Below are 24,788 nucleotides of genomic sequence, written 5' to 3' on the forward strand. Positions count from 1 at the left end.
CCCGCTGTCCTCATCCTGCGGGTCGCATTGCGGTGGCCAGAATCTCGGCCAGAACCGAGACAGACAGCGTGCCGGGATCCCGCGCAGAAGGGATCAGTCCGATCGGCCCGTGCAACCGCGCCAGCGCGGCCTGCGCCACGCCCATCGCCGCAAGTGCCAGCAACCGGGCATCGCGCGCGCGCTGGCTGCCCTGCGCGCCGATATAGAAGGCCGGCGTGTCCAGCGCCCCGGCCAGCAGTACCGGTTCCCAGTCGTGGTCGTGGAAGAACAGGGTGATCGCGGTCCGGTCATCGACTGCCAGCTCGGGCGGAAAGGCGCGGGCGGACAGGTGCTGCGTGCCGCATCCGGCCAGTTCGCCATCGGTCAGGGTTTCGGGGTCGGGCGACAACAGCAGGTTGGGATAACCCGCCGATTGCACCAGCCGGGCAAAGGTGCAGGCCTCGGGGCCCTTGCCAAAGATCAGAAAGCGGATCTCGGGCTGCAACCGGATCCGCAAGACGCCATCGACAAGCGCGGTGTCACCCTTGTCGGCGACGCGGCAGCGGCCAGAGCTTGTGTCGATCAGCAGCGTGCAGGGGATGCGCTGCGCCCAGTTGGCGGCCACCTGTTCCAGCGCCATGCGATCCGGATGCGGCACCAGCAGAATATCCAGCCCGCCGCCACAGGGCAGTTCGATATCCATGAAGGGCGAGCCGCAGCCATAGCGGATCATCCGGGGGCGGCCATCGGTCAGCGTCGTCCGGGCGTGCAGCGCGATGTCGGCCTCGATACAGCCGGACGACAGCGTGCCCACCCGTTGTTCCCCGATGATCGCCATCATCGCGCCAACCGGTCGGTAGGACGGCCCCTCAACCCCGGCGATCAGCGCCAGAACCCCGCCCCCGGCCGCGTTCAGCAATGCCTGAACCGGTTCCTGCGTCCAGATGGTCTGTGATTGCGTTACCATGTCACAGCCAGCCCCCAACCCCCTGCCAATTGGTACCCCCGGACCAGAGTGGACGCAAGAACGTCACAGCACCTCTTGCAGCGCCTCTGCGATCTGGCGAAAGCGGGTGGCGACGGGGCCTTGCGGATCGGCGCGGACGATGGGGGTGCCCGCATCTCCGGTTTCGCGGACCGGACGGCTGAGCGGCAGCGCGCCCAGAAAGGCGATGCCGCGCGCGCGGGCTTCGGCCTCGCCTCCGCCATGGCCGAAGATGTCGTCCTCTTGCCCGCAATGGCTGCAAATGTGGCTGGACATGTTCTCGATCAGGCCAAGGACGGGCACGCCGGTCTGGTCGAACAGGTCCATGGCGCGGCGGGCGTCGATCAGGGCGACGTCCTGCGGAGTCGTTACCACCACCGCGCCGGTCAGCGGCACCGACTGGGCCAGCGTGATCTGCACATCCCCTGTTCCCGGCGGCAGATCCACGATCAGCACATCCAGCGGCGCCCAGATCACATCGTGCAGCAATTGCCGGATCGCCGTGACCAGCATCGGCCCGCGCCAGACCAGCGCCCGGTCCGGATCCATCAGCATGCCAACCGACATGCAGCGGATGCCGTGCGCCGACAGCGGTACGATGCGGTTCTCGCGTCCGACCGGGCGGCCCGTCGCGCCCAGCATCGTCGGCTGCGAGGGGCCGTAGATGTCGGCATCCAGCAGCCCGACCCGCAGGCCCTGATCGGCAAGCGCCAGCGCCAGATTGGCCGTTACCGTCGATTTGCCGACCCCGCCCTTGCCCGAGCCGATGGCGATGACCGCGCCGACACCCTTGATGGGCGAAGGCCCCGGCGGGGCGGCGGGGGCTTTCTGCGGCGCGGCCAGATGCACGGTCACACCCGTCACGCCCTCTATTCCGCGCAGCAGCGCCTTTGCCCGTCCGGCGGCATTATCGGGCAGTGGCGCGATCCCGGCGTCCAGCACAAAGCCGACCTGACCGTCCGAAACCGTCAGCGCCTTGACCGCGCCAAGCGGCACAAGCCCGGCCAGCGCCTTTTTCACGGCAGCCTCGATTCGCTTGTCCATGACCTCTCCTTTTCGGGATGCGCCCCCATTCTGACGCCGTTTCACCGTCTTGCGTCAACCGCCGGGTGCGTGCGGCGTCATGTCGCAACGCCGGGACTGACAGCCTGACCTGACAGATTGTCAGGCCCTATCCCGCTGCATTTGCGGGTCTTTGCCGGGCGGAGGTATCCGTGCTGACAGATTGTCAGGGGCAAAATAGCGCAACATTCTGTAATTGCTTAATTTTTATAACGACATTGCGGTGGGGATGCCTATTCTGCCTTCAGGACGCAGGGTGGCCAGCCCGCTCTGCGGCACATCTTTTCCGATGGGGGAAGCCGGATGGCATACCGCCTTTTGACAGCCATGATCGCCATGGCCGCCTGTCCGACCTTGGCCAATGCGCAGGATGCAGAGCCGCAGGCCGGCGCGGCCTATATCGCCGGAACCGCGCCTGCGATGCGGCCCGAGGGCGCGCCCGTGATTACTGCGGTGCAGCATGACGAGGCGTGGTTTGCGCAGGCGATGACCGGCATCAGCGAACCCTATCCGGCCCATCTGCAATTTCTGGACGACGAAGGCGACTGGTTTACGCCCTTCAACCATCCGGGGATGCACGCACCCTATGACATTCGCGGCTGGTACCAGACGGACTAGCCGCAACCGGACTTTCGGTGCCGACCTGCGCCGAAGGGCAGCGTCCACGGGATTGGCCCGTGCCAGACGCGATCTTTGATCAATCAAGAGGAGCAAAGCGAATGCGGAAAATCACCAAGACAACCCTCGCGGCGATCCTTTGCACTGGCGCGCTGATTTCGGTCGCCGGTGCTCAGGGCATGTCGGGAATGTCCGGCATGGGAGGAATGGGAGGCATGTCCGGTATGGGCGGCATGTCCGGCGATGGCTCGGGCTGGGTCTGCACGCAATGGACCATGGCCGGGCAAGGTGGAATGTCAGGCATGAGCGGCATGGGCGGTATGTCGGGCATGGACGGCATGTCAGGCATGAGCGGCATGGATGGCATGTCGGGCATGAGCGGCATGGACGGAATGGCTGGAATGGCAGGCGGTTCGGGCTGGGTTTGCACCCAGTGGACGCTGGCCGGGCAGGGCGGCATGTCGGGCATGAGTGGCATGTCGGGCATGGATGGCATGTCCGGGATGAGCGGGATGGACGGCGACTGATCCAGACCGAACCAAGCCAGATGACAATCCGGGCGGCGGGTTTCCGCCCCCCGGACCAGCCGGATCGGAGCGAGGCACATGCAAAGACTGGAAGATTGGATCGGCCGGGCTGCTCTGGCCTTTTTCGCGCTGTTTGGCGTGTTCGCCGTGTTCGTTCTGGGCACGCTTCTGATCAAGGGAACGCCCGACCGGACCCCGGCCTATATGCTTGAGGATCAGGATGCCGATGCTTCCGATGCCCCGGCGGGCGAGACCGTGGTGGCGGTTGCCGATCCTGCACCGGTTCAGGTGGCGGCCACTACGGATCCCGACCCGACGGCGGGTGAAAAGGTCTTTGCGAAATGCAAGGCCTGCCATACAGCCGATGATGGCAAGGCGGACCGGACCGGGCCGCATCTGTGGGGAATCCTTGACCGGCCCGTCGGCGGTGTCGAGGGGTTCGCGTATTCCGACGCGATGGCCGGGCATGGTGGCAACTGGACGGTTGAGCTGCTGGATACCTATCTGGCCGATCCCAAGGGCAATATCACCGGCAACAAGATGGCCTTCGCCGGTCTCAGGAAACCCGAGGACCGGCACAACCTGATCGCATGGCTGGCCGCGCAATCGGACAATCCGGTCGCGCCTGACGCGCTGCCCTTTGCGGCGGCTGTGGCGGCGACCGCGCCAGCCGCTGATGTGGCAGCGGAAGCCGAGGTCGAGGCGATCCCGCTGGTCGCCTATACCGACCCGCCCGGTCCGTCCGACGACGAGATCGCCGATATCGCCGCCCGGCTGCAACAGCTTGAGGCGGAAATCCCCGCGCTGGATTACGAACGCGCCCGGCATCACCCGATCCACTATCCGCCGCTGGTCGATCAGGCTTCGGATCAGGAATGCCTGGCCTGCCATCAAGAGATTCTGGATCATCAGGTCCGCGCGGAATCGCCCGCCGGGGTCAAGGCGAACGAGGCTCTGGCCTGGTATCAGACCCTGGACACCTATGTGCCGCAGGACGGCACCGGGCAGTCTGATTTTCACTGGCGGCATATCTCCAGCCCGCTGGCGCAGCAGACCATGAACCTGCAATGCAATTTCTGCCATCGCGGCAATGATCTGCGCGAGGAAAGCCCCGATCTGATGCCCCTGCGCGCAGCCTTTGACGCGAATGCGACGGATCCGGAATTTACCCTGCGCAAGATGGTGAATCCGTCCGACACCTGCCTGCGCTGCCACGGTGCCATGCCTGACCCGGTCGAGATCATGGCGCTGGCCGGACCCTGGCCCGAGATGCGCGCCGATATGGAGGATCAGACCGACGAGGATCCGACGGTCGCGAATGGCTGCCTGTCCTGCCATCAGGAACTGTACCGCACCAATCGCCACAACGTGACTTACCTGAAGGCCGCCGGAATCGAGGATCTGGCGCAGGCGGGATCCGATACCTGCTATGGCTGCCATGGTGGCCGGGCGTGGTACCGGATCAGCTTTCCCTATCCGCGCCATCCCTGGCCAGACATGGATCCCGAAGTGCCCGAATGGGCCGCCGACCGTCCCACGACCAGCGAGGCGCGCTTTCAGCGCCCGGCGAATGAAGGAGACGCGCAATGACCCTGCAATCCCGTCTGTCGAACTGGGTGAACGCCTTCACACCGACGCGCCGTCGGTTCCTGCAATCGGCCAGCGCCACCGCCGCGACCGCGCTGGTCGTCGGCAATCTGCCCAAAAAGGCCCATGCCTTCGCCTACGAGCCTTATCCGACCGATGACGAGCTGGAAACCGTCGTCACATCCTGCGCGCATAATTGCGGCAGCAGGCACATGCTGGTCGCACATAAGAAGGGCGATGTGATCGTGCGGCTGTCCACGGATAACGGCACCTATCAGGGCGATGCCTATGGCACCGATACCGAGGAAAAGCCGCAGGTCCGGGCCTGCCTGCGCGGACGGTCCTATCGCTCGCGGCTGTATTCGCCGGAACGGCTGCTGTACCCGATGAAGCGGGTAGGCAAGCGCGGCGAGGGCAAGTTCAAGCGCGTGACATGGGACGAGGCCCTGTCCGACATCGCGCGGCGGATGACCTATCTCAAGGACAAATACGGCCCGACCGCGCTGTGCGATCAGTCCTATGCGGGCGCGTCCTATGGCGTGCTGCACAAATCCGACCAGATCGAGGGGCTGCTGGGCCGGTTCATGGGCATGTTCGGCTGCCGGACAAGCTGTTGGTCGGTGCCGTCCTATCAGGGCACGACCTTTTCCAGCCGCATCACCTTTGGCACGATCGAGGATGGAAACGAGGACGACACCTTCGCCCATACCAAGCTGATGATCATGTGGGGCTGGAACCCAGCCTATACGTTCCACGGCGGAAACACGTTTTATTACATGCGCATGGCCAAGCAGCGCGGCTGCAAGTTCGTGTTGGTCGATCCGCAATATACCGACAGCGCGGCGGCCTATGATGCGTGGTGGATTCCGATCAGGCCGAATACCGACGCGGCGATGATGGCGGGGATGGCCTGGCACATCTGGGACAATGACTGGCACGATCAGGGCTTTATCGACCGTTTCGTGCAGGGCATGGATCCCGGTACCATGCCCGGCTGGGCGCAAGGGCAGGAAAGTTTCCGCGAATATATCATGGGCGAACGCGACGGCGTGCCCAAGACCCCGGAATGGGCCGCCGAAATCTGCGGTGTCAGCGCCGATGACATCAGGAAACTGGCGGAAATGTACGCCACGACCAAACCCGCCGCTCTTAAGGCAAGCTGGTCGCCCGGTCGCAACGCCTATGGCGAGCAATATAACCGCATGGCATCGGCCTTGCAGGCCATGACCGGCAATATCGGCATCCTTGGCGGTTGTGCCGAAGGCGTGGGCAAGGCATGGCATGCCGAGGGCGTGGCCTATCCCTATGATCAATGGGCGAATGTCTGGTTCGCCTCGATCAAGTCCGACCGTTGGGCGCATTGCGTGCTGAACTATCCCGATGTCAAACGCGAGGAAATCGGCATCTGGCCGCGCAATGACGAACTGGACGGGGTGATCCCGAATATCCGGGGGATTTTCTATCAGGGCTCGGACTGGTTCAACCAGTTGACGAATATCAACAAGGAAATCGAGGCGATCCGCAAGCTTGAGGCCGAGGGCGACGAGGAAAGCCTGTTCGTCTGCATGGACAGCACCATCACGCCTACCGGCATCTGGTGTGACTATCTGCTGCCCATCGCCACCCATTTCGAACGGCACGACGTGGCGCTGCCATGGTACAAGGGTCACTACTATATCCACCGCCCGGTGGTCATCCAGCCGCTTGGCGACAGCCGCACCGATTTTCAGGTCTTTACCGAACTGGCCTATCGGCTTGGCTTTGGCCCGGCCTATAACCCCAAGGCCACGCGCGACTATTTCGACGATCCGACCGATGTGGACGAGGCCTATCTGGTCGATTGGTGGCACAAGGTCCGGGACCATCAGGGCGCGGACATCGACTGGGAAACGTTCAAGCAGCGGGGTGTCTATAAATTCATCCTGTCTCAGCCGCATGTAGCTTTTCGCCAGCAGGTCGAACAGGGCGTGCCTTTCCAGACCGCTTCCGGCAAGATCGAGATCTTTTCGGGCCAGCTTGCCCAGATCACCGACTGGACCCGCACGCAATACGGCTATCCGATCCCGGCGATTCCGAAATGGATCGAGCCGTGGGAAAGCCTGAACAGCGACAAGACGGAACAGTTCCCGTTCCACGTCATCTCGCCCCACCCGCGCTGGCGGACGCATTCGATCTTCAACAACATCCCCTGGCTGCGGGAAACCTTTAGCCAGGAACTGACGATGAACGCATCCGACGCGAAAGGGCTGGGGATCGGCATGGGCGACACGGTTGAGGTCTTTAACGACCGGGGATCATGTATCGTGCCGGTCTATGTCACCGAACGCTGCATGCCCGGCGTGGCGGTGCTGCATGAAGGCGCGTGGATGGATCTGGACGAGAATGGCAAGGACCGGTCCGGCAACCCGGATTTTCTGACGCTGGACGAACCCAGCCCTGCGGGCGCGTTCGCCTATAACACCGTGCTGTGCGACATCCGCAAGACCGATCTGAACCACCGCCCCGGCTGGGATCAGCTTGCAACCGCGCGCAGCCACGTCTTTCGCCGCGATTTGTAAGGAGCGACGATCATGGCCAACAAGATCGACAAGGCCCGCATCAAGGAAAACGCGGCCCGCATCCGGCGCGAGGGGTACACCCCCGTCGTGCCCGACCTGCAAATGGGCTTTGTCCACAACAATGTGGACTGCATCGGCTGCCGCGCCTGCGAGATCGCCTGCAAGGACAAGAACGGGCTGGAGGCGGGCCCCCGTTTCCGCCGCGTGCAATATATCGAGGGTGGGGTGTTCCCGAACGTCTTTGCCTTCAAGATCAACATGTCCTGCAACCATTGCGCCGAACCGGCCTGCCTGCCGGCCTGCCCGACCGGCGCGATCTGGAAGCGGCAGGATAACGGCGTCGTTGATATCGACAGCACGCTGTGCATCGGCTGCCGCAAATGCGAGGCGGCCTGCCCCTTTGGCGCGCCGCAATTCGACCCGTCCGAGAATGTGGTCAAGAAATGCAACATGTGCATCGACGAACTGGAGGCCGGGCGCAAACCCTATTGCGTCTCGGCCTGCATGATGCGGGTGCTGGATGTCGGGCCGATCGACCAGATTGACACGGGCAGTTATCAGACCAAGGCGGTCGGCCCGAATGACGATCTGGTCCGGCAGGTCCGCACCATGGCCGACCCCGAGCTGACCAACCCCTCGATCCGCTTCGTTCCGCACAGCAAGGGGCGCGTCGATGACTAGGCCGCTGAACGATCAGGGTCGCGCTGCGCTGACAATGGCTGCTGACGCCCTTGGGTTGCTGATCCGGCTGCTGGACCGCGAGGCGGACACGCCGCTGATTGCCGGGCTGAAGGCGGCGGGCGCGGGCCGGATGTTCGCCGAAATGCTGCCCGTGGGCGGCGGCCACGAATCCGGGATGGCCCTGCAAGAGGCGCTGGATCTGTTGCCCGACCCGCCGGACCCTGCGGTGCTGGACATTCTGGCCGCCGATTTCGCCGATTGCTTTCTGACCCATGGCTACCGGCTGGCGCCCAGTGGCTCGGTCTGGATGACCGAGGAACGGCTGGAACGGCAGGAACCCATGTTCGAGGTCCGCGACTGGTATGCCCATTACGGGCTGACGGCCCCCGACTGGCGGCTGCGCGCCGACGATCATCTGGTGCATGAATTGCAGTTCGTCCAGCATTTGCTGGCGCAGGCTCAGCCGGTGGCGGCGCTGGACGCGGCCCGTTTCATGGATCGCCACGTCCTGCCCTGGGTGCCTGAATTTGGCCGCCGCATGGCGCAGCGATGCGCGACGCCGCTGCTGGCCACGACCGGGGCGCTTATGGCTGATCTGTTGCCTGCGCTGCGCGATCTGCTGACGGAACTGACAGGCGAGGCGCCCGACATCGCCCCGTTGCCCGGCGACAGGCCGTATCCGCAGGCCCCCGACCGCGACCTGTACATCCCCGGCGCCGCCCCCGGATGGTAGGCGGCCCGCGCCACCCGGTGATTGACCCAAAAGCCTGTGTGCATGGGCGCTCGGTGCTGGCGGGCTGTGCGGATTGTATCCCGGCATGCCCGCACGGGGCGCTGCGCTTTGAACGGGGCTTCGTGCGGCTGGATGCGGATGCCTGTCAGGGCTGCGGGGCCTGCGCGGGGGCGTGCCCCGTCCGCGCGATCCGGCAGGAACCGCCACCGCCCGAACCGGTGCGAGACGGCGCTGCGCTGATCCTTGTCTGTGCGCGCCATCCTGCGGCAACGGGCCGCCTCGCCCCGGCCTGCATACAGGGCGCGGGGCTGGAACAGGTGGCGGAATGGGCGCTGTCCGGTGTCACCCGGATCGCCTGCGCCACGGGCGATTGCGGCACCTGTCCCGACGCGCCCGCACAGCGGCTGGCCGGGACACTGGACGATCTGGCACCGCTTGCGCGCGCGGCGGGGCTGACCCCGCCTCGGGCCGCCCCGGCCAGCCGCACCCAGATTGCCCTGTGGACGCGCCGCGCCGGTGACGGACCGGCCCCCGCGCGCCGGGCGCTGCTGAAGGCGCTGACCGCGCCGTTGCGCGACTCGGCGGGCCAGCCCCCCGCGCTGGCCAGGCTTCAGGCCCGGATGCCAGAGGATGCGCCCCGCGCCTTTGTTCCCCGGATCGACCCCGCCCTGTGCAGCGGATGCGACGCCTGCATCCGGCTGTGCCCGGAAAGCGCCTTGACCCTGATCAACGACCGGGCAGACGGATTGCGGTACCGAATTACACCCCACGCTTGTACCGGATGTTTGCTTTGTGAAGATGTTTGTACGGATTCGGCTATTCAGGTCGGTGCGATGAAGGTGCCCGCCCCGGACATTGCCCTGACGCGCCTTGACTGCCGCGCCTGCGGTGCGACCGTGCATGTGCCCCGGTCCGGCCCCTATGCGTCAGGCGGTCTCTGCCCGGTCTGCGCGGCCAGCGGGCACCACAAGAAGCTGTTTCAGGTTTTGACATGAGCATGGTGATCGGGCTGCGCGACCGGATCGGGGCACGCGTGTGGCGTCGGCTGGTGCTGTTGCTGGGGGCGACGCTGATCGCCGCCTCGACGCTGCTGCTGGGACTGGTCATGGCGTTCTATCACCAGCGGCTGAAGGCGATGCGCGGCCATGCGGGTGATCCCTCGACCGAACAGATGATCACCGGGCTGGTGCGCGAAACCCTGATCAGCGCCGCAGGGCTGGCGGTTCTGGGCGGACTGGTGACGCTGGCTGCCTCGGTTGTGCTGGCGCTTGGGCTGCGGCGCATCGTTGTGCGGCCCGTCGCGGCGCTGGCGGTGGCCACGGAAAAGATGGCGGCGGGCGATTTGTCGGCGCGGGTGCGGGTATCGGGCCATGACGAGATCGCGGCGCTTGGCGGCAGCTTCAACCACATGGCCGACAATGTCGAAACCGGGCAAGAGGCGCTGATGCGGGCCGAAAGGCTGAGTCAGGCCCTGATCGACGCCATCCCCGACGGAATCCGTGTGATCGGCCCCGACATGCGCATCCGCCGCGCCAATGCCGCCTATGCCGATCAGGTCGGGCGGCCCCTGTCCGAAATCGTCGGCCAGCCCTGCTATCGTTCCAGCCATGGGCGGGACCGGCCCTGTTCCTACACGCTGGTCACATGCCCCGTGGCCGAAATGCGCCGCCACGCCCGCCGGATCACCTTTCGCGATTGCCATCGGGCCCCGGCGGGGCGACAGATCTCGGTCGAGGTATCCGCCGCCCCGATGGAGGATTGCGTGGTCGAGGCGATCCGTAATCTGGACGAACAGGCACAGATGTCACAGTCACAGCGGCTGTCGGAACTGGGCCTGCTGGCGACGGGGGTGGCGCATGAGATCCACAATCCGCTCAGTTCCATCGAACTGGCGCTTGGGGCGATCGGGCGCGATCTGGAACAGGGTCACACTGACCGCGCACAGGACTATTTCGCCCTGATCCGCACCGAGATAGGCAAATGCCTTGAAATCACCGACCACCTGCTGCGGCTTGGCAGCCCGGCGGATCGCGCCCGGCAATTGCTGGGCTTGCGGCAGGCGGTGACGGGGGTGATGCAGCTTTTGTCCTATCAGGCCGAACAGCAGCGGATCGTGATCAAGATCGATATTCCGGGCGGGTTGCGCGTGCTGATGCCCGAATCCGATCTGCTGATGGCGGTGACGAATCTGGCGATGAACGCCTTCCACGCGATGCCCGGCGGTGGCAAGCTGTCACTGACAGGGCATCGTGCGGGCGGGCGGGTGACGCTGGAGGTGGCAGATTCCGGCGTCGGCATTCCGCCGCAGCACCTGAATGACATCTTCATGCCCTTCTGGTCGCGCCGCGCCGATGCCTCGACCGGGCGCGGACTGGGGCTTGCGATCACCCGTGCCGTTGCCGAACAGGCTGGTGCGCGGATTTCGGTGGACAGTACGCTGGGGCAGGGCAGCCGCTTTACGCTGTCCTTTCCCGACCCGGATGCCGCGCCATGACCGGCGGCCGGTCCATTCTGGTGATCGAGGACGATGTCACGCTGAACCGGTTGCTGTGCGACCAGTTGACGGAACTGGGCCATATGGTGCGCGGCGTCACCACCCGCGCTGCCGCGCAGCAGGCGCTGAACGGCTTTGCCCCCGATCTGGCGTTGCTGGACGTGCAATTGCCCGATGGCAGCGGCATGGCCTTTCTGCCAGAGCTGCGGGAATACTGCCCGGTGATCGTGCTGACGGCCTTTGGCACCATCGATCAGGCGGTTGGCGCGGTCAGGTACGGCGCCAGCGAATATCTGGCCAAGCCTGTCAGCCCCGAGCGTCTGGAAATTGCCCTTGGCCGGGTGTTCGAAACCGCCGCCCTTCGCCGCGATCTGGCCTTCTGGCAGGCCGAGGCGCAACGCTTTGCCCGGTACGAGCTGATCGGAGACAGCCCCGCCCTGACCGAATTGCGCGCGATGGTCGGCATGCTGGCGGCCTCGGGCGCGCCGGTGTTGTTGCAGGGCGAGGGTGGGACCGGCAAGGGCGTGATCGCGGCCACGATCCATGCGCAGGGGCCACGCGCCAACGGTCGTTTCGTGACTGTCGAATGCGACCCCGGCATGCTGGAATCCGAGATTTTCGGCAAGGTCCGCAATGGGCAGTTGATCGACGGGTTGCTTGCCGCCGCCGATCACGGAACGATCTTTCTGAACGATGTCGAAACGCTTAGCGGGCCGATGCAGGGCCGTCTGCTGCGGCTGCTGGAACAGCGCAGCTATCGCCCGCATGGCAGCAATGCCGAGATCGCGTCAGACACGCGGATCATCGCGGCAACCTCGGTCGATCTGGCGGCGCTGGCCGGCAGGGGCGAATTTCGGCCGCAGCTTTACTATCAGCTTGCCGGGTTTCCATTGTTCGTGCCGCCGCTGCGCGACAGGGCCGAGGACATCCTGCCACTGGCGGAATCGCTGCTGGCGAACCGCAATTTCCGGCGCGGCATCGCCAAGAGCTTTTCGCCCCAGGCGCAAGAGGCGCTGCGCCATTATGACTGGCCCGGCAATATCCGCGAACTGGCGAATGCCGTTGATCGCGCGGTGATGCTGTCAGCGGGCGACCCGGTGATCGCGCCCGCGCATCTGGGCCTTGGGCCGCGCCCCGCATCGGGCGACTGTTCCGCCGCAGTGATCCTGCGCTTTGCCGAGCCGCCCACGCTTGAGGCGCTGCGCGACGCCTATATCGGGCAGTTGCTGCACCGCTTTGACGGAAACCGCCAGCGGATCGCACAGACCCTGGGCATTTCGGAACGCAACCTCTATCGCCTGCTGAAAACCATTGAGGCTGGCGACTGAGGCCAAAGGTTCTGACACATGGCCGTTCCCCAAGGCCTGACCTTGCGCCGCCGGGCCGGATGGCACGGCGGCTGTATCGGCGCTGCTGGTATAGCCGACGGAAGCTGATTCTGATGACAAAATCTGCGTGAACTACAGCGTCAGATCAAAAGGTTATAGTCAGACGGGACAATCACTTTATGCGCGTCTGGCCCTGTCAGGCCGCCTCGAACCGGACCAGTTCCGGCTCGGCCGAGCCAATGACATACCAGACCGTCGCGTGGCCCGCGCCGTTGTTGCGGAACCAGTGGCTGCGGCCTGCCGGTGTCTTGACCAGATCGCGCGGCCCCAGCTCGACCTCGACCGTCTCGCCGTTCTGTTCCCAGCCGACGATCAGACTGCCTTCCAGCACCAGAAAGGCGTCCTCGACGTCGCGGCTGAACGGTTTGACCCCCACGCGCGAGGGAATGCCCAGCATTTCCTTGCGGCAGGTATCGACCTCGACCCCGCCTGGCCCGCAATAGATCTTGCGGCTGAAGCCGGCGGCGTCCCAGCTGGTTTCCAGTTCCGCATGGCGCACGACATATTTTGCCATCAGTTGTTGCAACGGATGGCTGCTGCTGCGGTCGAAGGTTTGCGTCTTGCCCGGCAGGGCGCCGAAGGCGCGGGCCAGTTCGGGGGCATGTTCCCTGGGGTGATAGTGATAGACCGGCGGCAGCGGCTTGCCGACATCGACCGAGATCGACATCAGCACCGGCTCGACCCCGTCCACGCGAAAGCCGTGGCCGATCTCGCGGGCGTTCAGGATCATGTCCCTGGGGCCCAGATTGACCTCGACCACCTCGCCGTCCCTTTCCCAGCCGACGATCAGCGCGCCGCCGATGATCAGAAAGCTTTCCTCGATCTCGTGGCTGTGGCAGGCGGCGTATTTTCCCGGCTCTTTGTAGATCAGCGACAGGGTGAAGTTGTCGGGCTTCAGTGTGGTGTTGTCGCCGACCTTGGGCGAGCCGCCAGCGCCGATATAGCGCATCTGGGCGCGCGACAGGTCGTCATAGCCGACATTCGACGGAAAGGCCTTCCAGTCGAACCGCTTGTCGGTAAAGCGCCCGGTATGGGCCTTCAGTTCGTCGGCAAGGGTTTGCAGTTTCGTATCTTGCACGGTCATGGTTCACCTCTTTCGGGAAAAGTCACGGTGGATATTGTCTTGCCAGTCATTCGGCGGGGGCCGGATCGCCGACCGGGACGGACCAGGCGTCATAGCCATAGACCCAGTCCGCATTTCCGCCCTCTTTCAGCCATTCATTCGCCAACGACCCCTCTTGCACGCGGCTGGTGCGTGGGATGCGCGTCGCCTGATAGCGCCGCAGAGCGGCAGGGATTCCGGCCGTATCCGCGCCCTCGACCGCCCGCGACAGCACCACTGCATCCTCGATCGCCATGCAGGCCCCCTGCGCCATGAACGGCACCATCGGATGCGCCGCATCACCCAGCAGACAGACCGCGCCCCGTGCCCATTCCGCCATCGGTTCGCGGATATGCAGGGCCGAGCGTGTGACCTGGGGACAGGCGGCCAGCAGTGCCCGCGCCTCGGGGTGGAAATCGGCAAAGGCGTCGCGCAGATCGCCGATATCTCCGGGCAGGGTCCAGCCTTCATCGGTCCAGTCGCCCTGCGCCGTAGTGGCAAAGACAAAGATCTCTTCGCCCCGGCTCAGCGGAAAGGTGACGATCTGGCGGTCCGGCGTCGGCCCCCACCATTTGGTGAAACTGTCCAGATTGGGCAGACCGGCCACCGCCGCGCGCGGCACCACCGCGCGCCACGAAATCAGGCCGGTAAAGCGCGGATCGTCTGCGCCGAACAGCGCATGGCGCACCGGGGAATGGATGCCATCCGCGCCGATCACCAGATCGGCCTCGACGCTGCTGCCATCCTCCAGCATCAGTACCGCACCCTTGGCCGCCGCCCCGGCCCCGACGGCCTTGCAGCCCAGCCGGATATTGCCATCCCCGACCCCGCGCCGCAGCGCGGCCAGCAAATCGGCGCGGTGGATGGTCAGTTGGGGCGCGCCATAGTTGCGTTCCGCCGCCGCGCTCATTTCCAGGCGCGAGGTTTCCGCGCCGCTGTCCCAGGTCCGGCTGATGCGGTATTCGGGCCGGGCAGCCGTTTCGCGCAGTTGCGCGCCCAGACCAAGCCCATCCAGCGCCCGCACGGCGTTGGGCGTCAGGTTCACATCCGCACCGACACGGCCCCATCCGCGCGCTTGTTCACAGACCGTCACCTGATGGCCCTGCCGCAGCAGCGCAGCGGCGGCGGCCAAGCCGCCGACCCCGCCCCCGGCGATTGCAATCTTCAGACTTGCCACGGGTTTCCTCCCTCTTTCGTCGCTTGTCTCAGGCATCGGAATAACCAAAGCTGATGCTGAACCGGTCAGGCGACAGCCTGCCCTGCGCCAGCCGCGCGCGGCGGGTCCACAACCTGCCGTGAATCAGCATCTCGTCGGCTTCAAGCTGCGCAAAGCTGGCGCTTTCCAGCCACAGCCCGCCCATCCATTCGCTGTTGCGAAAATCCACACAGCCGCCAAGGCTGGCCCTTTCGAACGAACAATTGCCATAGCCGACCGCACCGTGCAGATCGACGTCCCCGGCCAACTCGGCACCGTCGAATTGCAGCACGCCCCGGAATTCCGCGTCGCGCATGATCAGCCCGCCGTCGATAGCGGCCCGGTCAAGGCGCGCATCGGCATGAAAGACCGCGCCGGTCAGGTCGGCATCCGTGGCGCTGATCGCGCGGAACCAGCTTACCCCCAGAAATTGCGTGCCACGGGCCGAGATGCCGCAGGGAAAGCTTGCGCCCGAAAGGTCCACCCCGGCCACCGACAACCCATCCAGATTCAGCCGGTCCTCGCAGGTGATGCCACTGAGATCGACATATTCCCCAAAGACATAGGGCGTGTTCAGCCGTGAACGGATCCCGGCCCCGTCCATCACGCGGCCTCCCCCAGCCGCGCCATGGCCAGCGCGACGATGCCATGCGCCCAGGGAAGGGCCATATCCTCGGCCAGATCGTTGCCCGAGGCGTCATGGACGACACGCTCGCCCAGCATGGTCGCGCCTGCCCTGACCATGATGTCCTGAACCAGCTTCGAGCCAAGGTTATAGGTGTCGTATTCGGTATCCCCCAGCCCGAACAGGCCAAAGACGATGCCCGACAGATCCGGCGATTGCGCCTCCATCGCCGCGCCAAAAGGCTGCGCCGAGGCCGGCAGCTCTCCGTCGCCATAGGTCGATGACACGATCAGATACAATCTGGCCGGATCGAAATTCGCCGGGTCGAAATCGCACAGATTGACGACCTCGACCGCGTGATCGCCTTCCAGATCGGACTGGATATCCTCGGACAGCATTTCGGCATTGCCGGTCTCGGTTCCATAGAGAATGACGATATTCATCAGCGTGAGTCCTCTGTTTCTCGGGAAAGTTGCAGCATGCTGGCGCGCGTGGCGATCTTGGTGCGGCAGCGGCCTGTGATCGCGCCAGAGGTTTCGATGGCGTCCAGACGTTTCCACGCGGCCCAGTCCACCACCTCAAGGCCCTGCGGCAGCACATCGGCACCGATGCGGTCCTGTTCGGGCCACGCCTCGACATCCTCGACGATGCGCTGCGCGACGGCCAGGCTGTCGGCGCGGTTTTCGGGGATGGTGCCACGCGGGCCGCGACGGAACCAGCCGACCGCGTAAACTCCGGGGGCGATGCGGCCTGCCTCGGCATCCACGGCATCCGCGATCAGCCCGTCGCGGCCCAGATTGCCATCGCCGCAAAAGCCGATGCAGGTGATCAGCGCGTCGCAGGGCAGGGTTTCGGGGCCGCCCGGACCCTGAACCCGCAGGGCGCGGATATGGCCCCCTGTGTCGGTGTCGATCCCCGAGGGCGGGCAGCCAAAGCGAAAGCAGACCGGGCGCGGGCCGGTGGACAGGCCATTCAGCCCGGCCAGCGCTGCGATCAGCTTGCTGTCGCCCGCATCGCCGGGCAGATCGTCCACCCGCATGGTCACGCCTTGCAGCTTGCCCAGTTCACGGATCATCACCGGATCGAACCGCGCCGATGCTGCGGCCGAGCGGCCAAGGATCGTCAGGCTGTCGATGCGCCGCGACAACAGCCAGTCGCCGACCTTGCCGCCCAGATCGCTGTCCTGCAATTCGGGGCCGGTCTTGGCCAGCAGCCGCAGCACATCCACGGCGACATTGCCATTGCCCAGAATGATCACATGCCCGCCAATATCGGGCAGGCCACCCGCATCGGGATGATCATTCAGCGCCCGTGTCAGCCGGCCCGCGCCGATGATACCCTTTGCCTTGCCCAGCCCGTGATCACGGTCGCCCGCCAGACCGGCGGCCAGCACCACCGCGTCATATGCCCCGCGCAGCGCCGCCAGCGCCACATCGCGGCCCAGGGTCACATTGCCGAAAAACCGCGCACCCTGCCGTTCAAAGATGCGTTCGAACTGGCGGGTGATGGCCTTGGTGCCCTGATGATCCGCTGCCACGCCATAGCGGACCAGCCCAAAGGGCACCGGCAGCGCGTCATAGATATCCACCGCCCAGTCGGGCCGGGCCTTCAGCAGCCCCTGCGCCGTAAAACAGCCCGACGGGCCAGAGCCTATAATGGCGATCCTGCGCATCTCAGACCTCCGCCACGGTTTCGGCCGCCCAGGGGTGGGGGCGATTGCTCAGGTCGGTATAAATGGCCTTTTGCGCCTGATAGGCGCGCAGCCCCTCGCGGCCCTTTTCGCGGGCGATACCGCTGTCCTTTTCGCCGCCGAACGGGGTCGAGATCGAAAACTGCTTGTAGGTGTTGATCCAGACCGTGCCGGTGGTGACGGCACGCCCGACCCGCCATGCCTTTGGGAAATCGCGGGTCCAGATGCCGCAGGCCAGCCCGTAATCGCTGTCATTGGCCTGCGCGATCACATCTGCCTCGTCGTCAAAGGGCAGCACGGCCAGCACCGGTCCAAAGACCTCTTCGCGGCAGATGCGGGCGCTGTTGGGTGCCCCGGTCAGGATCGTCGGCAGGTAATAGGCCCCGCCCGCCAGCGCCGGATCCGCAGGCCGCGCGCCGCCGGTCAGCAGCACCGCGCCATCGGCCAGTGCGGCGGCGATATGCGCCTCGACCGCGTCGCGGTGATCGGGATGGACAAGGCAGGACACCTGCGTCGCCGGGTCATGCGGATGGCCGACGCGCAGCCTTTCGGTGGCGCGCACCAGCCGGGCCACGAATGCGTCATGGATCGAGGCTTGCACGAACAGCCGCGCCCCGGCGATGCAGCTTTGCCCGGTGGACGAAAAGATGCCGTACAGAATACCCGCGATGGCCAGCGCCTGATCGGCATCGGCGAAAACGATGGTCGGGGATTTGCCGCCCAGCTCCAGCGAGACGGGCATCAGCTTTTCTGCCGCCTGCCGCGCGATCTGGCGGCCCGTCGCGGTGCCGCCGGTAAAGGATACGCGGGCAATGTCGGGATGTTCGACCAGCAGATTGCCAATCTCGCGCCCCGCCCCCGGCAGGACCGAGAACAGCCCCTTGGGCAACCCCGCCTCTTCAACGATCCGCGCCAGTTCAAGGCTGACCAGCGGCGACCAGCTTGCCGGTTTCAGCAGCACCGCATTGCCCGCCGCCAGCGCGGGCGCGATCTTTTGCGCGTCCGATGCAATGGGAGAGTTCCACGGCGTGATCGCGGCGACCAGACCCAGAGGTTCCCAGACCGACATGGTCAGCGCTTCGCCGCGCTGCGCGGTCAACGCCTCGTCGCTGCTTTCCAGAACGGCGGCGAAATAGCGGAATGTGGCTGCGGCCGACCCGGCCAGCGCGCGGGTTTCCGTCAGTGTCTTGCCGGTGTCGCGGGTCTGGATGCGGGCGATGCGTTCGGCATTCGCCTCGATCCCGTCGGCGATACGGTGCAGATGGCGGGCGCGCTGATGCGGTTTCAGGTCGCGCCATGCGGGATCTGCCTGCGCCGCCTTTGCGCGCTCTATGGCCCGCAGCCCGTCCGCGCGCGAGGCACCGCGCAGCACCCGGTTTACCGTTCCGTCGGCGGGAAAGATCGAGACGATCTTTGGGCCGTTGCCGGTTTCCCATTCGCCGCCAATGAACAACCGGCCATCCGGCAGTTCGACATCGCTATCGCCGATTTGTCTCAGTTCGTTCATTTTTTTCCCCTGTTCAGATGGACACCGGGCCAAGGCGGTTGCGAATCTCGCGCAGCACGCTCCAGACCGTCGTGACCGAGGTTTTGGCATTGCCCGCCGAGGCCGTGTTCGCGATCCGGATCGAATAGCGGGCCAGAGGGGACTCGACGTCGTATTCATGGATGTTTCCGGGCGCATCGGGATCGGCCACCAGTTCGACGCCGGTGGCCTCGAAACCCGGTCCCGCCAGCGCCAGCGTGGCCGAGACATTGGCGTTTTTGGGATAATCCGTCGCGGCCTGACGGGCATTGCCGCTAAAAAACACCGTCGCCCCGGTCATCCGGTCCAGATCGACGGCCCGTTCCGCCGGGGTGCCACGCCATGCCTTCGGCGGCTTGATACCGCGATAGCGCACCTTCAGATCGCCCGCCGCGCCAATCGCCGACAGCAGGTCGATGCCGCCCACCGCACCCGCAGGCAGGATCAGCCTCGCCCCGCCTCCGGTGGCGGCGCGGCGCAGTTCGGCCTCAAGCGCGGCATCGGCCAGCGCCCCGATGGACACCATGACAACATCGACCCCGGCCCGCAGGATCTGCGGCAGGTGGGCGGTGACGGCGGCATGACCTGCGCATTCGACCACCAGATCGGGACGGCTGGCCAGCAGGCCGGCGGCGTCGGTGACGACCTTGACGGTGATGCCCGGAAAGTCGGCAGCCAGCCGGTCGCGGGCCGTCACGGCGCCCGCAGGCCGGGTCAGCACCGTCAGATGCCGGACCTGAAGCCCGGTCCGCGCCATCAGCGCCAGCAGCGTGGTGGCGATATTGCCGAAACCGATCAGCCCCAGTCGCATGGCCTATTCTGCCTTTCCGGCCGCACCCGCCGGAGGCCCGGCAAAGGTTTCGGCAAAGGGACCGATGGCGCACATGTCCACTTCGACCACCTGCGGCCCTTCGGCGGCTATGGCGGCGTCCAGCGCGGTCTCGAAATCGCGCAGGTCGGCGACCCGGTGATGCGGCATCCCGATTGCAGCGCAGAAGGTTGCGAAATCGGGCGTGGCCAGCGCGCTGTAATGATGACGCGAATTGTACTGCGCATCCTGAATGTTGCGGATCACGCCATAGGCGCGGTCGTTCATCAGCACATAGACCAGCGGTGCATGCTCATCGACGGCGGTGATCATCTCGGCGATGCCCAGCATCGTGCCGCCATCGCCCAGCAGCGTGATCGCCTTTGGCCCGTCCGATGCCAGCGCCGCGCCGATTCCCATCGCAACACCCTGCCCGATACCGCCACCAAGCGCGTGGACTCCGTGGCGCGGTTCGGCGATCCGGACATAGCGGTTGCCAAAGGTCGAGTTCGAGATGGTCACATCGCGCACCCAGGGGTGGCGGCCCGTCGCAACCCGCTGGTTCAGCGCATCGGCAACGACGCGATATGGCCCCAGCACATCGCGCATCCGCCCCTCGCCCATTGCGCGGACGCGGGCCATGTCGAATTTCAGCCCCTCGTCGGTATCCAGCCTGTCGGGCAAAGCCGCGACCAGACGGCCAAGGACATCGCACGCATCGCCATGGATGAACTGATCTACCGGATAGTTGCGCCCGCCCTGCGCGGCGTCGGCGTCGATCTGCACAAGTGGCGAGGGCAGGGGCATCTGGTTGTTCTGCGTCTCGTTGCCGCGCAGGCGCGATCCTGCAACGATCATCAGGTCACAGCTTTCATAGATCGCGACCGCCTCGGGCGTCATGTTGAACGCGCCCATCGATGCGGGATCGTCTTCGGGTACCACAGCCCGGCCATTGGTCGAGGACACCACGCCAAAACCGCGCCGGACCAGTTCGGTCGCGGGTCCGCCCGCGCCGCGCGCGCCCCCACCCAGCCACAGCATCGGGCGGCGGGCGGCCAGCACGCGGTCGGTCAGTTCCGCGATGGCCTCGTCGCTGGCCACGGGATACTGGACCAGCGGAGGATAGATGCGGGCCGATCCGCTGACCCGGCTGCGCTGGACATCAACCGGGATTTCCAGACTGACCGGCCCCGAAGGCGCGGACAGCGCCGCCGAACAGGCCGCCGTCAGTGTCCCCACCGCGCCATTCGCATCCCACATGCGGAACACCGCCTTGGACACGCCTTCCAGCATCCGGGGTTGGCGCGGCACGTCATGGATGGCGGCACGGTCGCGGTCGGCAAATTCGCGATCCACCTGCGTCGTGATATGCAACAGCGGCGTGCCTGCGGTCAGCGCCTCGGCCTGTGCGCCTGCGGCATTGCCCGCCGCCGTGCCGGTCGAGGTCAGGCAGACGCCCAGCTTTCCCGACACGCGGGCATAGGCGTCAGCCATGTTCATCGCCCCCGCCTCGCCCCGCGCGGGCACGAAGCGGATGCGTTCCTGACGCGCCACGGCGTCAAGGATCGGCATGTTGTGGATCGAGATGACGCCAAAGATCTTTTCGACGCCAATATCGGCGAGATAGCGGGCAATCAGGTCGCCGACGGTTTCGACCTCCAGGCGGGAATCCATTTTCATAGGTGTGTTCCTTCAGATAAAGCGGGACAGCCCGCCCGACACGTCGATCTGCGCGCCGGTGATGTAGCTGGCATTGCGAGAGCCGAGGAAGGCGATGGCATGGGCGGCCTCTTCGGGGTCGCCCAGCCGGCCAAGGGGGATGCCCTTGCTTCTGGCCAGCGTGCCATACCATTCCTCGCGGCTGACGGATTTATCCTCGCGTTCGGCGAAGCGGCGGGTCCATTGGCCGGAACTGATCAGCCCCATCAGGACCGAGTTCACCCGCACATCGGGGGCCAGCTCGACCGACAGGCTTTTCAGCAGGTTCTGAACCCCCGCCCGTGCCGAACTGGTACAGACCATATGCGGCTCGGGCTGATAGGCCAGCAGCGAATTGACCGCGACGATGGCCCCCCGCGCCTCGCGCAGCATCGGCAGAAAGGCCCGCACCGGCAGAACCTGGCTAAAGATTTTCAGCTCGTATTCCGCGCGCCAGTCGTCGTCACTGGTGGTCGCAAAGGTTGACAGCCGACCCTGCCCGGCATTGTTGACCAGCAGATCGCAGCGACCGAACCGGTCCTGAACCTGCGCGGCAAAGGCGTTAACGGCCTCGGGGTCCAGCACCGACAGCGCGGTGGACAGCACTCGACCCTCGCCATGATCGCGGCGCAGGACGGCGGCAACGTCATCCAGCCGACCCTGGTTCCGGGCGCACAGGGCCACCCGTGCCCCACAGCGCAGCAACAGCCGGACCGTCGCCAGCCCGATCCCGGATGACCCGCCCGTCACGACCGCCACACGCCCGTCATAATCATAGCCGTTCATTCCGCAGCCTCCCCTGTGCGGCCCGCAGGGACCAGTTCGGGAAAACCCGGATCCGGGCGGCCCTGCATCACTGCGCGCTGCGCGGGCGTGGGCGGACCTGCGGTCATCCACTGGTCCATCTTCTCGGGATCGTCGCGTGGCCAGACCTGTGCCTCATGCGTGGCCTCGTCGATCTGCTGCAATTCCGATGTGAACTCGATCACGAAACCCGAGGGCGAAACGAAATAGGCAAAGGGGTTGTCGCCCGGCCCGTGCCGTCCCGGCCCCCAGGTTGGCACATGGCCCTTTTGCTTCATGCGGCCAATGGCGCGCATGAATTCGTTGATCGTCGGCACCTCGAAAGCGACATGATTCACCGAGGCGTAATGCCCCCGCACCAGCGCGATGGAATGGTGGTCCGACGAACAGCGCAGGAACACCATCTGATCCGCCGAATAATCCGAGACGCGAAAACCCAGAACCCGTTCATACCAGGCCTGAACGCCCTCCATGTCGGGGGTGTTCAGCACCACATGGCTGACCTTTCTGGGCATCGCCCAATCAGGCCGCTCGTCATGGCGCAGCCCGCCGGTCCGAAAGCGCAGGCGGCGCAGGTCCGGGTCCAGCATCTCAAAGCCATAGCCGCCGATCCAGTCCCCGAAGGCTGTGGGGTCGCCAAGCACCGTGCCGCCTTCGGCCCGCACCTGCCGGTGCAGGGCGTCGATACCTGCCTCGTCCGGCATGTTGAAATGGATATATTCGATGCCATAGACCGGGCCATCCTTCAGCCCGTACAGAAACGCCTCGGGGCCGGTGCCTTTCAGATAGGCCGCGCCGTCCTCTTGGCGGGCAAGCTTCAACCCCCACATGTCCTGATAAAAGGGCAGCGTCGCCGTCAGGCCGGGGCCGCGCATCATGATGCCGCGCAGGCTTTGAACGCGAATTTTCTGGCTCATCCTGTCACTCCTTGATGGTGGCCTGCATCGCGGCAGGCGCGGTTTGTTCCAGACAGTCGCCAAGCGCGCGCGCAAACGCCGCCGGAGCCTGTTGATAAATGGCGTGGCCCGCATCCGGCAGTTCGATCAGCGGGCCGCGCAGCCGGGCGGGAATGGCCGCATGGGCGCGGCGATTGGCGTCGGGCGGGGTCACGATATCCCCGGCACCGAAGATGACCGATGCAGGCACGCTCAGCGCCGCCAGATCGTCCAGCAGCCGCCCCGAGGCCAGCATCCGCGCCGCCTGCCCATAGCCGGGCATCCGCACCTGCGCCATGTTGCGCCCCACCAGACCGGTGATCGCGGCGTTGTGGTCAGGCCGGAACACCAGCCGGGGCGCGCGGGCGGCGGCGAATGCCTGCGCGCCCATCGCCTCAAGATCGTCGATCCGCGCCTGTGCCGCCGCCGACAGCGCCCCCCCCGGCAGCACGCCATGCCCCAACGCGCAAGACGCCAGCACCAGCGCGCCCACCCGCTGCGGATAAAGCCGCGCGAAAGCCGCCGCCATCAGCGCCCCCAGCGAATGCCCCAGCAGAACGGCCCGGTCGATCCCCAGCCGGTCCATCAGCCTCGCCAGCGCCCTGGCATAATCCGCTGCGACCGGCCATTCCCCAGCCAGCGGCGCAGACCCGCCATAGCCCGGCGCATCCCATGCAATCACCCGCCAGCCCGGCGGCAGATGCGGCAGCAACCCGGCAAAGCCCGACGCGTTTGAACCGATGCCATGCAGCAGGATCAGCGTCAGCCCGTCGCCGCGCCGTTCCAGACAGGCTGTCGGGCCGGAAATATGCTGATCAAAGCCCATCAGATGAACCAGAAGCCGTTATTGACCGGCAGGGTCTGGCCGGTCAGGGTCAGGGCGTCCTCGCCCAGAAGAAAGGCGATGGTGCCGGTGATTTCGTCTGCGGATTGCGGGCCGGGTACGGCGCGGCCCTCGCCATAAAGACGGTGGCGCGCCTCGGGAACATAATCCGTGCTTTCGGTCGTCAGGATGCCCGGCGCGACCGCTGTGACGCCGATGCGATCCGGCCCCAGTTCGCGCGCATAGGACCGTGTCATCGCCATCACCGCCCCTTTCGACGCGGTATAGGCCAGCAGCAGGGGCGCGCCCCACAGCGCCGTGTCCGAGGCGACATTGACCACTCGTCCCGACCCCGCCGCCTTCAGCAGCGGCGCCATCGCCCGCGTCACCAGCCATGTGCCCCGGACATTGACCGCCATTACCTTGTCCCAGATGTCGATCCCGATCCGGTCATGGGCGATGCCGCCGATACCGGTGGCGATGGCTCCGTTATTGACCAGCCCGTGCAGCCTGCCGCCGGTTCGTTCCGCGACGGCCTCGCCCATGGCCGCGACCGAGGCGGGATCGGCCAGATCGACCGGCAGGAAGCCGGCCCCCAGCCGCGCGGCGACCGCGCGGCCTTCGGGTTCCAGCAGATCGGCCAGGATCAGCCGCGCGCCTTCGGCGGCAAGGCGTTCGGCGATCTTTTCGCCAAGGCCCCGCGCCGCACCGGTCACAAGGATATGCCGCCCCGCCAGCATCATTCTGCGGCAATCCTTGTCTCGGCCTCGATCTGGCCCTTGGCCATCCGGGTCAGGATCTGGCGGATCCGGCTGACACCAAGGTCGTGCTGATACAGCATTTCGCGACGGCGGGCGTCGTCGGGCATGCCCTCAAGCATGACCCGGTCCTGCTCCAGCACGTTCCAGTGGTTCTGTTCCAGCTCGGCCCGATAGAGAAAGCGCCAGCTTTCCCGCGCCAAACCCGAGACC

The 24,788-nt window shown here is 65.8% G+C and carries 24 protein-coding genes; 9 read left to right on the forward strand and 15 right to left on the reverse strand.

Annotation, left to right across the window (positions count from 1 at the left end; genetic code table 11):
- Positions 1-10: 10 nt before the first annotated feature.
- Complete coding sequence (locus ACK5L9_RS01630) at positions 11-946, reverse strand: XdhC family protein (protein WP_416909703.1); 936 nt, start codon at positions 944-946, stop codon at positions 11-13.
- Between the two features lie 63 nt (positions 947-1,009).
- Positions 1,010-2,008: an Mrp/NBP35 family ATP-binding protein gene (locus ACK5L9_RS01635; RefSeq protein WP_416909704.1), complete on the reverse strand. Its 999-nt coding sequence runs from the start codon at positions 2,006-2,008 to the stop codon at positions 1,010-1,012.
- Between the two features lie 321 nt (positions 2,009-2,329).
- On the opposite strand from ACK5L9_RS01635, the gene ACK5L9_RS01640 reads away from it, so the two are divergent.
- From ACK5L9_RS01640 to ACK5L9_RS01680, 9 genes are all read left to right on the forward strand, one after another.
- Positions 2,330-2,644: a hypothetical protein gene (locus tag ACK5L9_RS01640; RefSeq protein ID WP_416909705.1), complete on the forward strand. Its 315-nt coding sequence runs from the start codon at positions 2,330-2,332 to the stop codon at positions 2,642-2,644.
- 101 nt (positions 2,645-2,745) lie between these two features.
- The gene (locus ACK5L9_RS01645) at positions 2,746-3,171 is read left to right on the forward strand and encodes a hypothetical protein (protein ID WP_416909706.1); all 426 of its coding nucleotides are present in this window, start codon (positions 2,746-2,748) and stop codon (positions 3,169-3,171) included.
- Between the two features lie 78 nt (positions 3,172-3,249).
- Positions 3,250-4,761 (forward strand): c-type cytochrome, encoded by a 1,512-nt coding sequence (locus ACK5L9_RS01650; RefSeq protein ID WP_416909707.1) that lies wholly within the window; start codon positions 3,250-3,252, stop codon positions 4,759-4,761.
- The gene (locus ACK5L9_RS01655; RefSeq protein WP_416909708.1) at positions 4,758-7,316 is read left to right on the forward strand and encodes a molybdopterin-dependent oxidoreductase; all 2,559 of its coding nucleotides are present in this window, start codon (positions 4,758-4,760) and stop codon (positions 7,314-7,316) included. The genes ACK5L9_RS01650 and ACK5L9_RS01655 overlap by 4 nt, the downstream gene beginning before the upstream one ends.
- Before the next feature lie 12 nt (positions 7,317-7,328).
- Positions 7,329-7,997: a 4Fe-4S dicluster domain-containing protein gene (locus tag ACK5L9_RS01660; protein ID WP_416909709.1), complete on the forward strand. Its 669-nt coding sequence runs from the start codon at positions 7,329-7,331 to the stop codon at positions 7,995-7,997.
- A complete protein-coding gene (locus ACK5L9_RS01665; protein WP_416909710.1) occupies positions 7,990-8,730 on the forward strand; it encodes a TorD/DmsD family molecular chaperone in 741 nt (246 codons plus the stop codon). The genes ACK5L9_RS01660 and ACK5L9_RS01665 overlap by 8 nt, the downstream gene beginning before the upstream one ends.
- On the forward strand, positions 8,724-9,725 hold the full coding sequence (locus tag ACK5L9_RS01670) for a 4Fe-4S binding protein (protein ID WP_416909711.1): 1,002 nt from the start codon (positions 8,724-8,726) through the stop codon (positions 9,723-9,725). Before ACK5L9_RS01665 ends, ACK5L9_RS01670 begins: the two co-directional genes overlap by 7 nt.
- On the forward strand, positions 9,722-11,224 hold the full coding sequence (locus ACK5L9_RS01675) for a sensor histidine kinase (RefSeq protein WP_416909712.1): 1,503 nt from the start codon (positions 9,722-9,724) through the stop codon (positions 11,222-11,224). Before ACK5L9_RS01670 ends, ACK5L9_RS01675 begins: the two co-directional genes overlap by 4 nt.
- Complete coding sequence (locus tag ACK5L9_RS01680) at positions 11,221-12,552, forward strand: sigma-54-dependent transcriptional regulator (protein ID WP_416909713.1); 1,332 nt, start codon at positions 11,221-11,223, stop codon at positions 12,550-12,552. The genes ACK5L9_RS01675 and ACK5L9_RS01680 overlap by 4 nt, the downstream gene beginning before the upstream one ends.
- Before the next feature lie 196 nt (positions 12,553-12,748).
- Here ACK5L9_RS01680 and ACK5L9_RS01685 read toward each other — a convergent pair whose 3' ends face one another.
- The 13 genes from ACK5L9_RS01685 to ACK5L9_RS01745 form a co-directional block, all read right to left on the reverse strand.
- A complete protein-coding gene (locus ACK5L9_RS01685) occupies positions 12,749-13,696 on the reverse strand; it encodes a cupin domain-containing protein (protein WP_416909714.1) in 948 nt (315 codons plus the stop codon).
- Positions 13,697-13,742: 46 nt separating this feature from the next.
- Positions 13,743-14,891 carry an FAD-dependent monooxygenase gene (locus tag ACK5L9_RS01690; RefSeq protein ID WP_416909715.1) on the reverse strand — a complete coding sequence of 383 codons (1,149 nt, stop codon included), beginning with the start codon at positions 14,889-14,891 and terminating at the stop codon, positions 13,743-13,745.
- 28 nt (positions 14,892-14,919) lie between these two features.
- Positions 14,920-15,513 (reverse strand): pentapeptide repeat-containing protein, encoded by a 594-nt coding sequence (locus ACK5L9_RS01695; RefSeq protein ID WP_416909716.1) that lies wholly within the window; start codon positions 15,511-15,513, stop codon positions 14,920-14,922.
- Positions 15,513-15,977, reverse strand: coding sequence for a flavodoxin domain-containing protein (locus ACK5L9_RS01700; protein ID WP_416909717.1), 465 nt, complete (start codon positions 15,975-15,977; stop codon positions 15,513-15,515). Before ACK5L9_RS01700 ends, ACK5L9_RS01695 begins: the two co-directional genes overlap by 1 nt.
- Positions 15,977-17,206 carry a hypothetical protein gene (locus tag ACK5L9_RS01705; RefSeq protein ID WP_416909718.1) on the reverse strand — a complete coding sequence of 410 codons (1,230 nt, stop codon included), beginning with the start codon at positions 17,204-17,206 and terminating at the stop codon, positions 15,977-15,979. The genes ACK5L9_RS01700 and ACK5L9_RS01705 overlap by 1 nt, the downstream gene beginning before the upstream one ends.
- Position 17,207: 1 nt before the next feature.
- A complete protein-coding gene (locus tag ACK5L9_RS01710; RefSeq protein ID WP_416909719.1) occupies positions 17,208-18,731 on the reverse strand; it encodes an aldehyde dehydrogenase in 1,524 nt (507 codons plus the stop codon).
- Positions 18,732-18,744: 13 nt separating this feature from the next.
- Entirely contained in the window at positions 18,745-19,560 is an 816-nt protein-coding gene (locus tag ACK5L9_RS01715; protein ID WP_416909720.1) for an aspartate dehydrogenase, read from the reverse strand.
- Between the two features lie 3 nt (positions 19,561-19,563).
- Positions 19,564-21,237 (reverse strand): thiamine pyrophosphate-binding protein, encoded by a 1,674-nt coding sequence (locus tag ACK5L9_RS01720; protein WP_416909721.1) that lies wholly within the window; start codon positions 21,235-21,237, stop codon positions 19,564-19,566.
- Positions 21,238-21,249: 12 nt separating this feature from the next.
- Positions 21,250-22,041: an SDR family oxidoreductase gene (locus ACK5L9_RS01725; RefSeq protein WP_416909722.1), complete on the reverse strand. Its 792-nt coding sequence runs from the start codon at positions 22,039-22,041 to the stop codon at positions 21,250-21,252.
- Positions 22,038-22,976, reverse strand: coding sequence for a VOC family protein (locus ACK5L9_RS01730; protein ID WP_416909723.1), 939 nt, complete (start codon positions 22,974-22,976; stop codon positions 22,038-22,040). The genes ACK5L9_RS01725 and ACK5L9_RS01730 overlap by 4 nt, the downstream gene beginning before the upstream one ends.
- Positions 22,977-22,980: 4 nt before the next feature.
- Entirely contained in the window at positions 22,981-23,820 is an 840-nt protein-coding gene (locus tag ACK5L9_RS01735) for an alpha/beta fold hydrolase (protein WP_416909724.1), read from the reverse strand.
- Entirely contained in the window at positions 23,820-24,560 is a 741-nt protein-coding gene (locus ACK5L9_RS01740; protein WP_416909725.1) for an SDR family oxidoreductase, read from the reverse strand. The genes ACK5L9_RS01735 and ACK5L9_RS01740 overlap by 1 nt, the downstream gene beginning before the upstream one ends.
- On the reverse strand, positions 24,557-24,788 hold a 232-nt coding region (locus ACK5L9_RS01745; RefSeq protein ID WP_416909726.1), incomplete at its 5' end, for a hypothetical protein. The genes ACK5L9_RS01745 and ACK5L9_RS01740, both read right to left, overlap by 4 nt.

This window comes from Paracoccus sp. (in: a-proteobacteria), assembly GCF_047973135.1.
In the GTDB taxonomy this organism is placed as follows: Bacteria; Pseudomonadota; Alphaproteobacteria; order Rhodobacterales; family Rhodobacteraceae; genus Paracoccus.

Bases quoted from the DNA above. Each gene is read 5' to 3' on its own strand.
- ACK5L9_RS01630 (WP_416909703.1), bottom strand. From the start codon at position 946: ATGGTAACGCAATCACAGACCATCTGGACGCAGGAACCGGTTCAGGCA.
- ACK5L9_RS01635 (WP_416909704.1), bottom strand. From the start codon at position 2,008: ATGGACAAGCGAATCGAGGCTGCCGTGAAAAAGGCGCTGGCCGGGCTT.
- ACK5L9_RS01640 (WP_416909705.1), top strand. From the start codon at position 2,330: ATGGCATACCGCCTTTTGACAGCCATGATCGCCATGGCCGCCTGTCCG.
- ACK5L9_RS01645 (WP_416909706.1), top strand. From the start codon at position 2,746: ATGCGGAAAATCACCAAGACAACCCTCGCGGCGATCCTTTGCACTGGC.
- ACK5L9_RS01650 (WP_416909707.1), top strand. From the start codon at position 3,250: ATGCAAAGACTGGAAGATTGGATCGGCCGGGCTGCTCTGGCCTTTTTC.
- ACK5L9_RS01655 (WP_416909708.1), top strand. From the start codon at position 4,758: ATGACCCTGCAATCCCGTCTGTCGAACTGGGTGAACGCCTTCACACCG.
- ACK5L9_RS01660 (WP_416909709.1), top strand. From the start codon at position 7,329: ATGGCCAACAAGATCGACAAGGCCCGCATCAAGGAAAACGCGGCCCGC.
- ACK5L9_RS01665 (WP_416909710.1), top strand. From the start codon at position 7,990: ATGACTAGGCCGCTGAACGATCAGGGTCGCGCTGCGCTGACAATGGCT.
- ACK5L9_RS01670 (WP_416909711.1), top strand. From the start codon at position 8,724: ATGGTAGGCGGCCCGCGCCACCCGGTGATTGACCCAAAAGCCTGTGTG.
- ACK5L9_RS01675 (WP_416909712.1), top strand. From the start codon at position 9,722: ATGAGCATGGTGATCGGGCTGCGCGACCGGATCGGGGCACGCGTGTGG.
- ACK5L9_RS01680 (WP_416909713.1), top strand. From the start codon at position 11,221: ATGACCGGCGGCCGGTCCATTCTGGTGATCGAGGACGATGTCACGCTG.
- ACK5L9_RS01685 (WP_416909714.1), bottom strand. From the start codon at position 13,696: ATGACCGTGCAAGATACGAAACTGCAAACCCTTGCCGACGAACTGAAG.
- ACK5L9_RS01695 (WP_416909716.1), bottom strand. From the start codon at position 15,513: ATGGACGGGGCCGGGATCCGTTCACGGCTGAACACGCCCTATGTCTTT.
- ACK5L9_RS01700 (WP_416909717.1), bottom strand. From the start codon at position 15,977: ATGAATATCGTCATTCTCTATGGAACCGAGACCGGCAATGCCGAAATG.
- ACK5L9_RS01705 (WP_416909718.1), bottom strand. From the start codon at position 17,206: ATGCGCAGGATCGCCATTATAGGCTCTGGCCCGTCGGGCTGTTTTACG.
- ACK5L9_RS01710 (WP_416909719.1), bottom strand. From the start codon at position 18,731: ATGAACGAACTGAGACAAATCGGCGATAGCGATGTCGAACTGCCGGAT.
- ACK5L9_RS01715 (WP_416909720.1), bottom strand. From the start codon at position 19,560: ATGCGACTGGGGCTGATCGGTTTCGGCAATATCGCCACCACGCTGCTG.
- ACK5L9_RS01720 (WP_416909721.1), bottom strand. From the start codon at position 21,237: ATGAAAATGGATTCCCGCCTGGAGGTCGAAACCGTCGGCGACCTGATT.
- ACK5L9_RS01725 (WP_416909722.1), bottom strand. From the start codon at position 22,041: ATGAACGGCTATGATTATGACGGGCGTGTGGCGGTCGTGACGGGCGGG.
- ACK5L9_RS01730 (WP_416909723.1), bottom strand. From the start codon at position 22,976: ATGAGCCAGAAAATTCGCGTTCAAAGCCTGCGCGGCATCATGATGCGC.
- ACK5L9_RS01735 (WP_416909724.1), bottom strand. From the start codon at position 23,820: ATGGGCTTTGATCAGCATATTTCCGGCCCGACAGCCTGTCTGGAACGG.
- ACK5L9_RS01740 (WP_416909725.1), bottom strand. From the start codon at position 24,560: ATGATGCTGGCGGGGCGGCATATCCTTGTGACCGGTGCGGCGCGGGGC.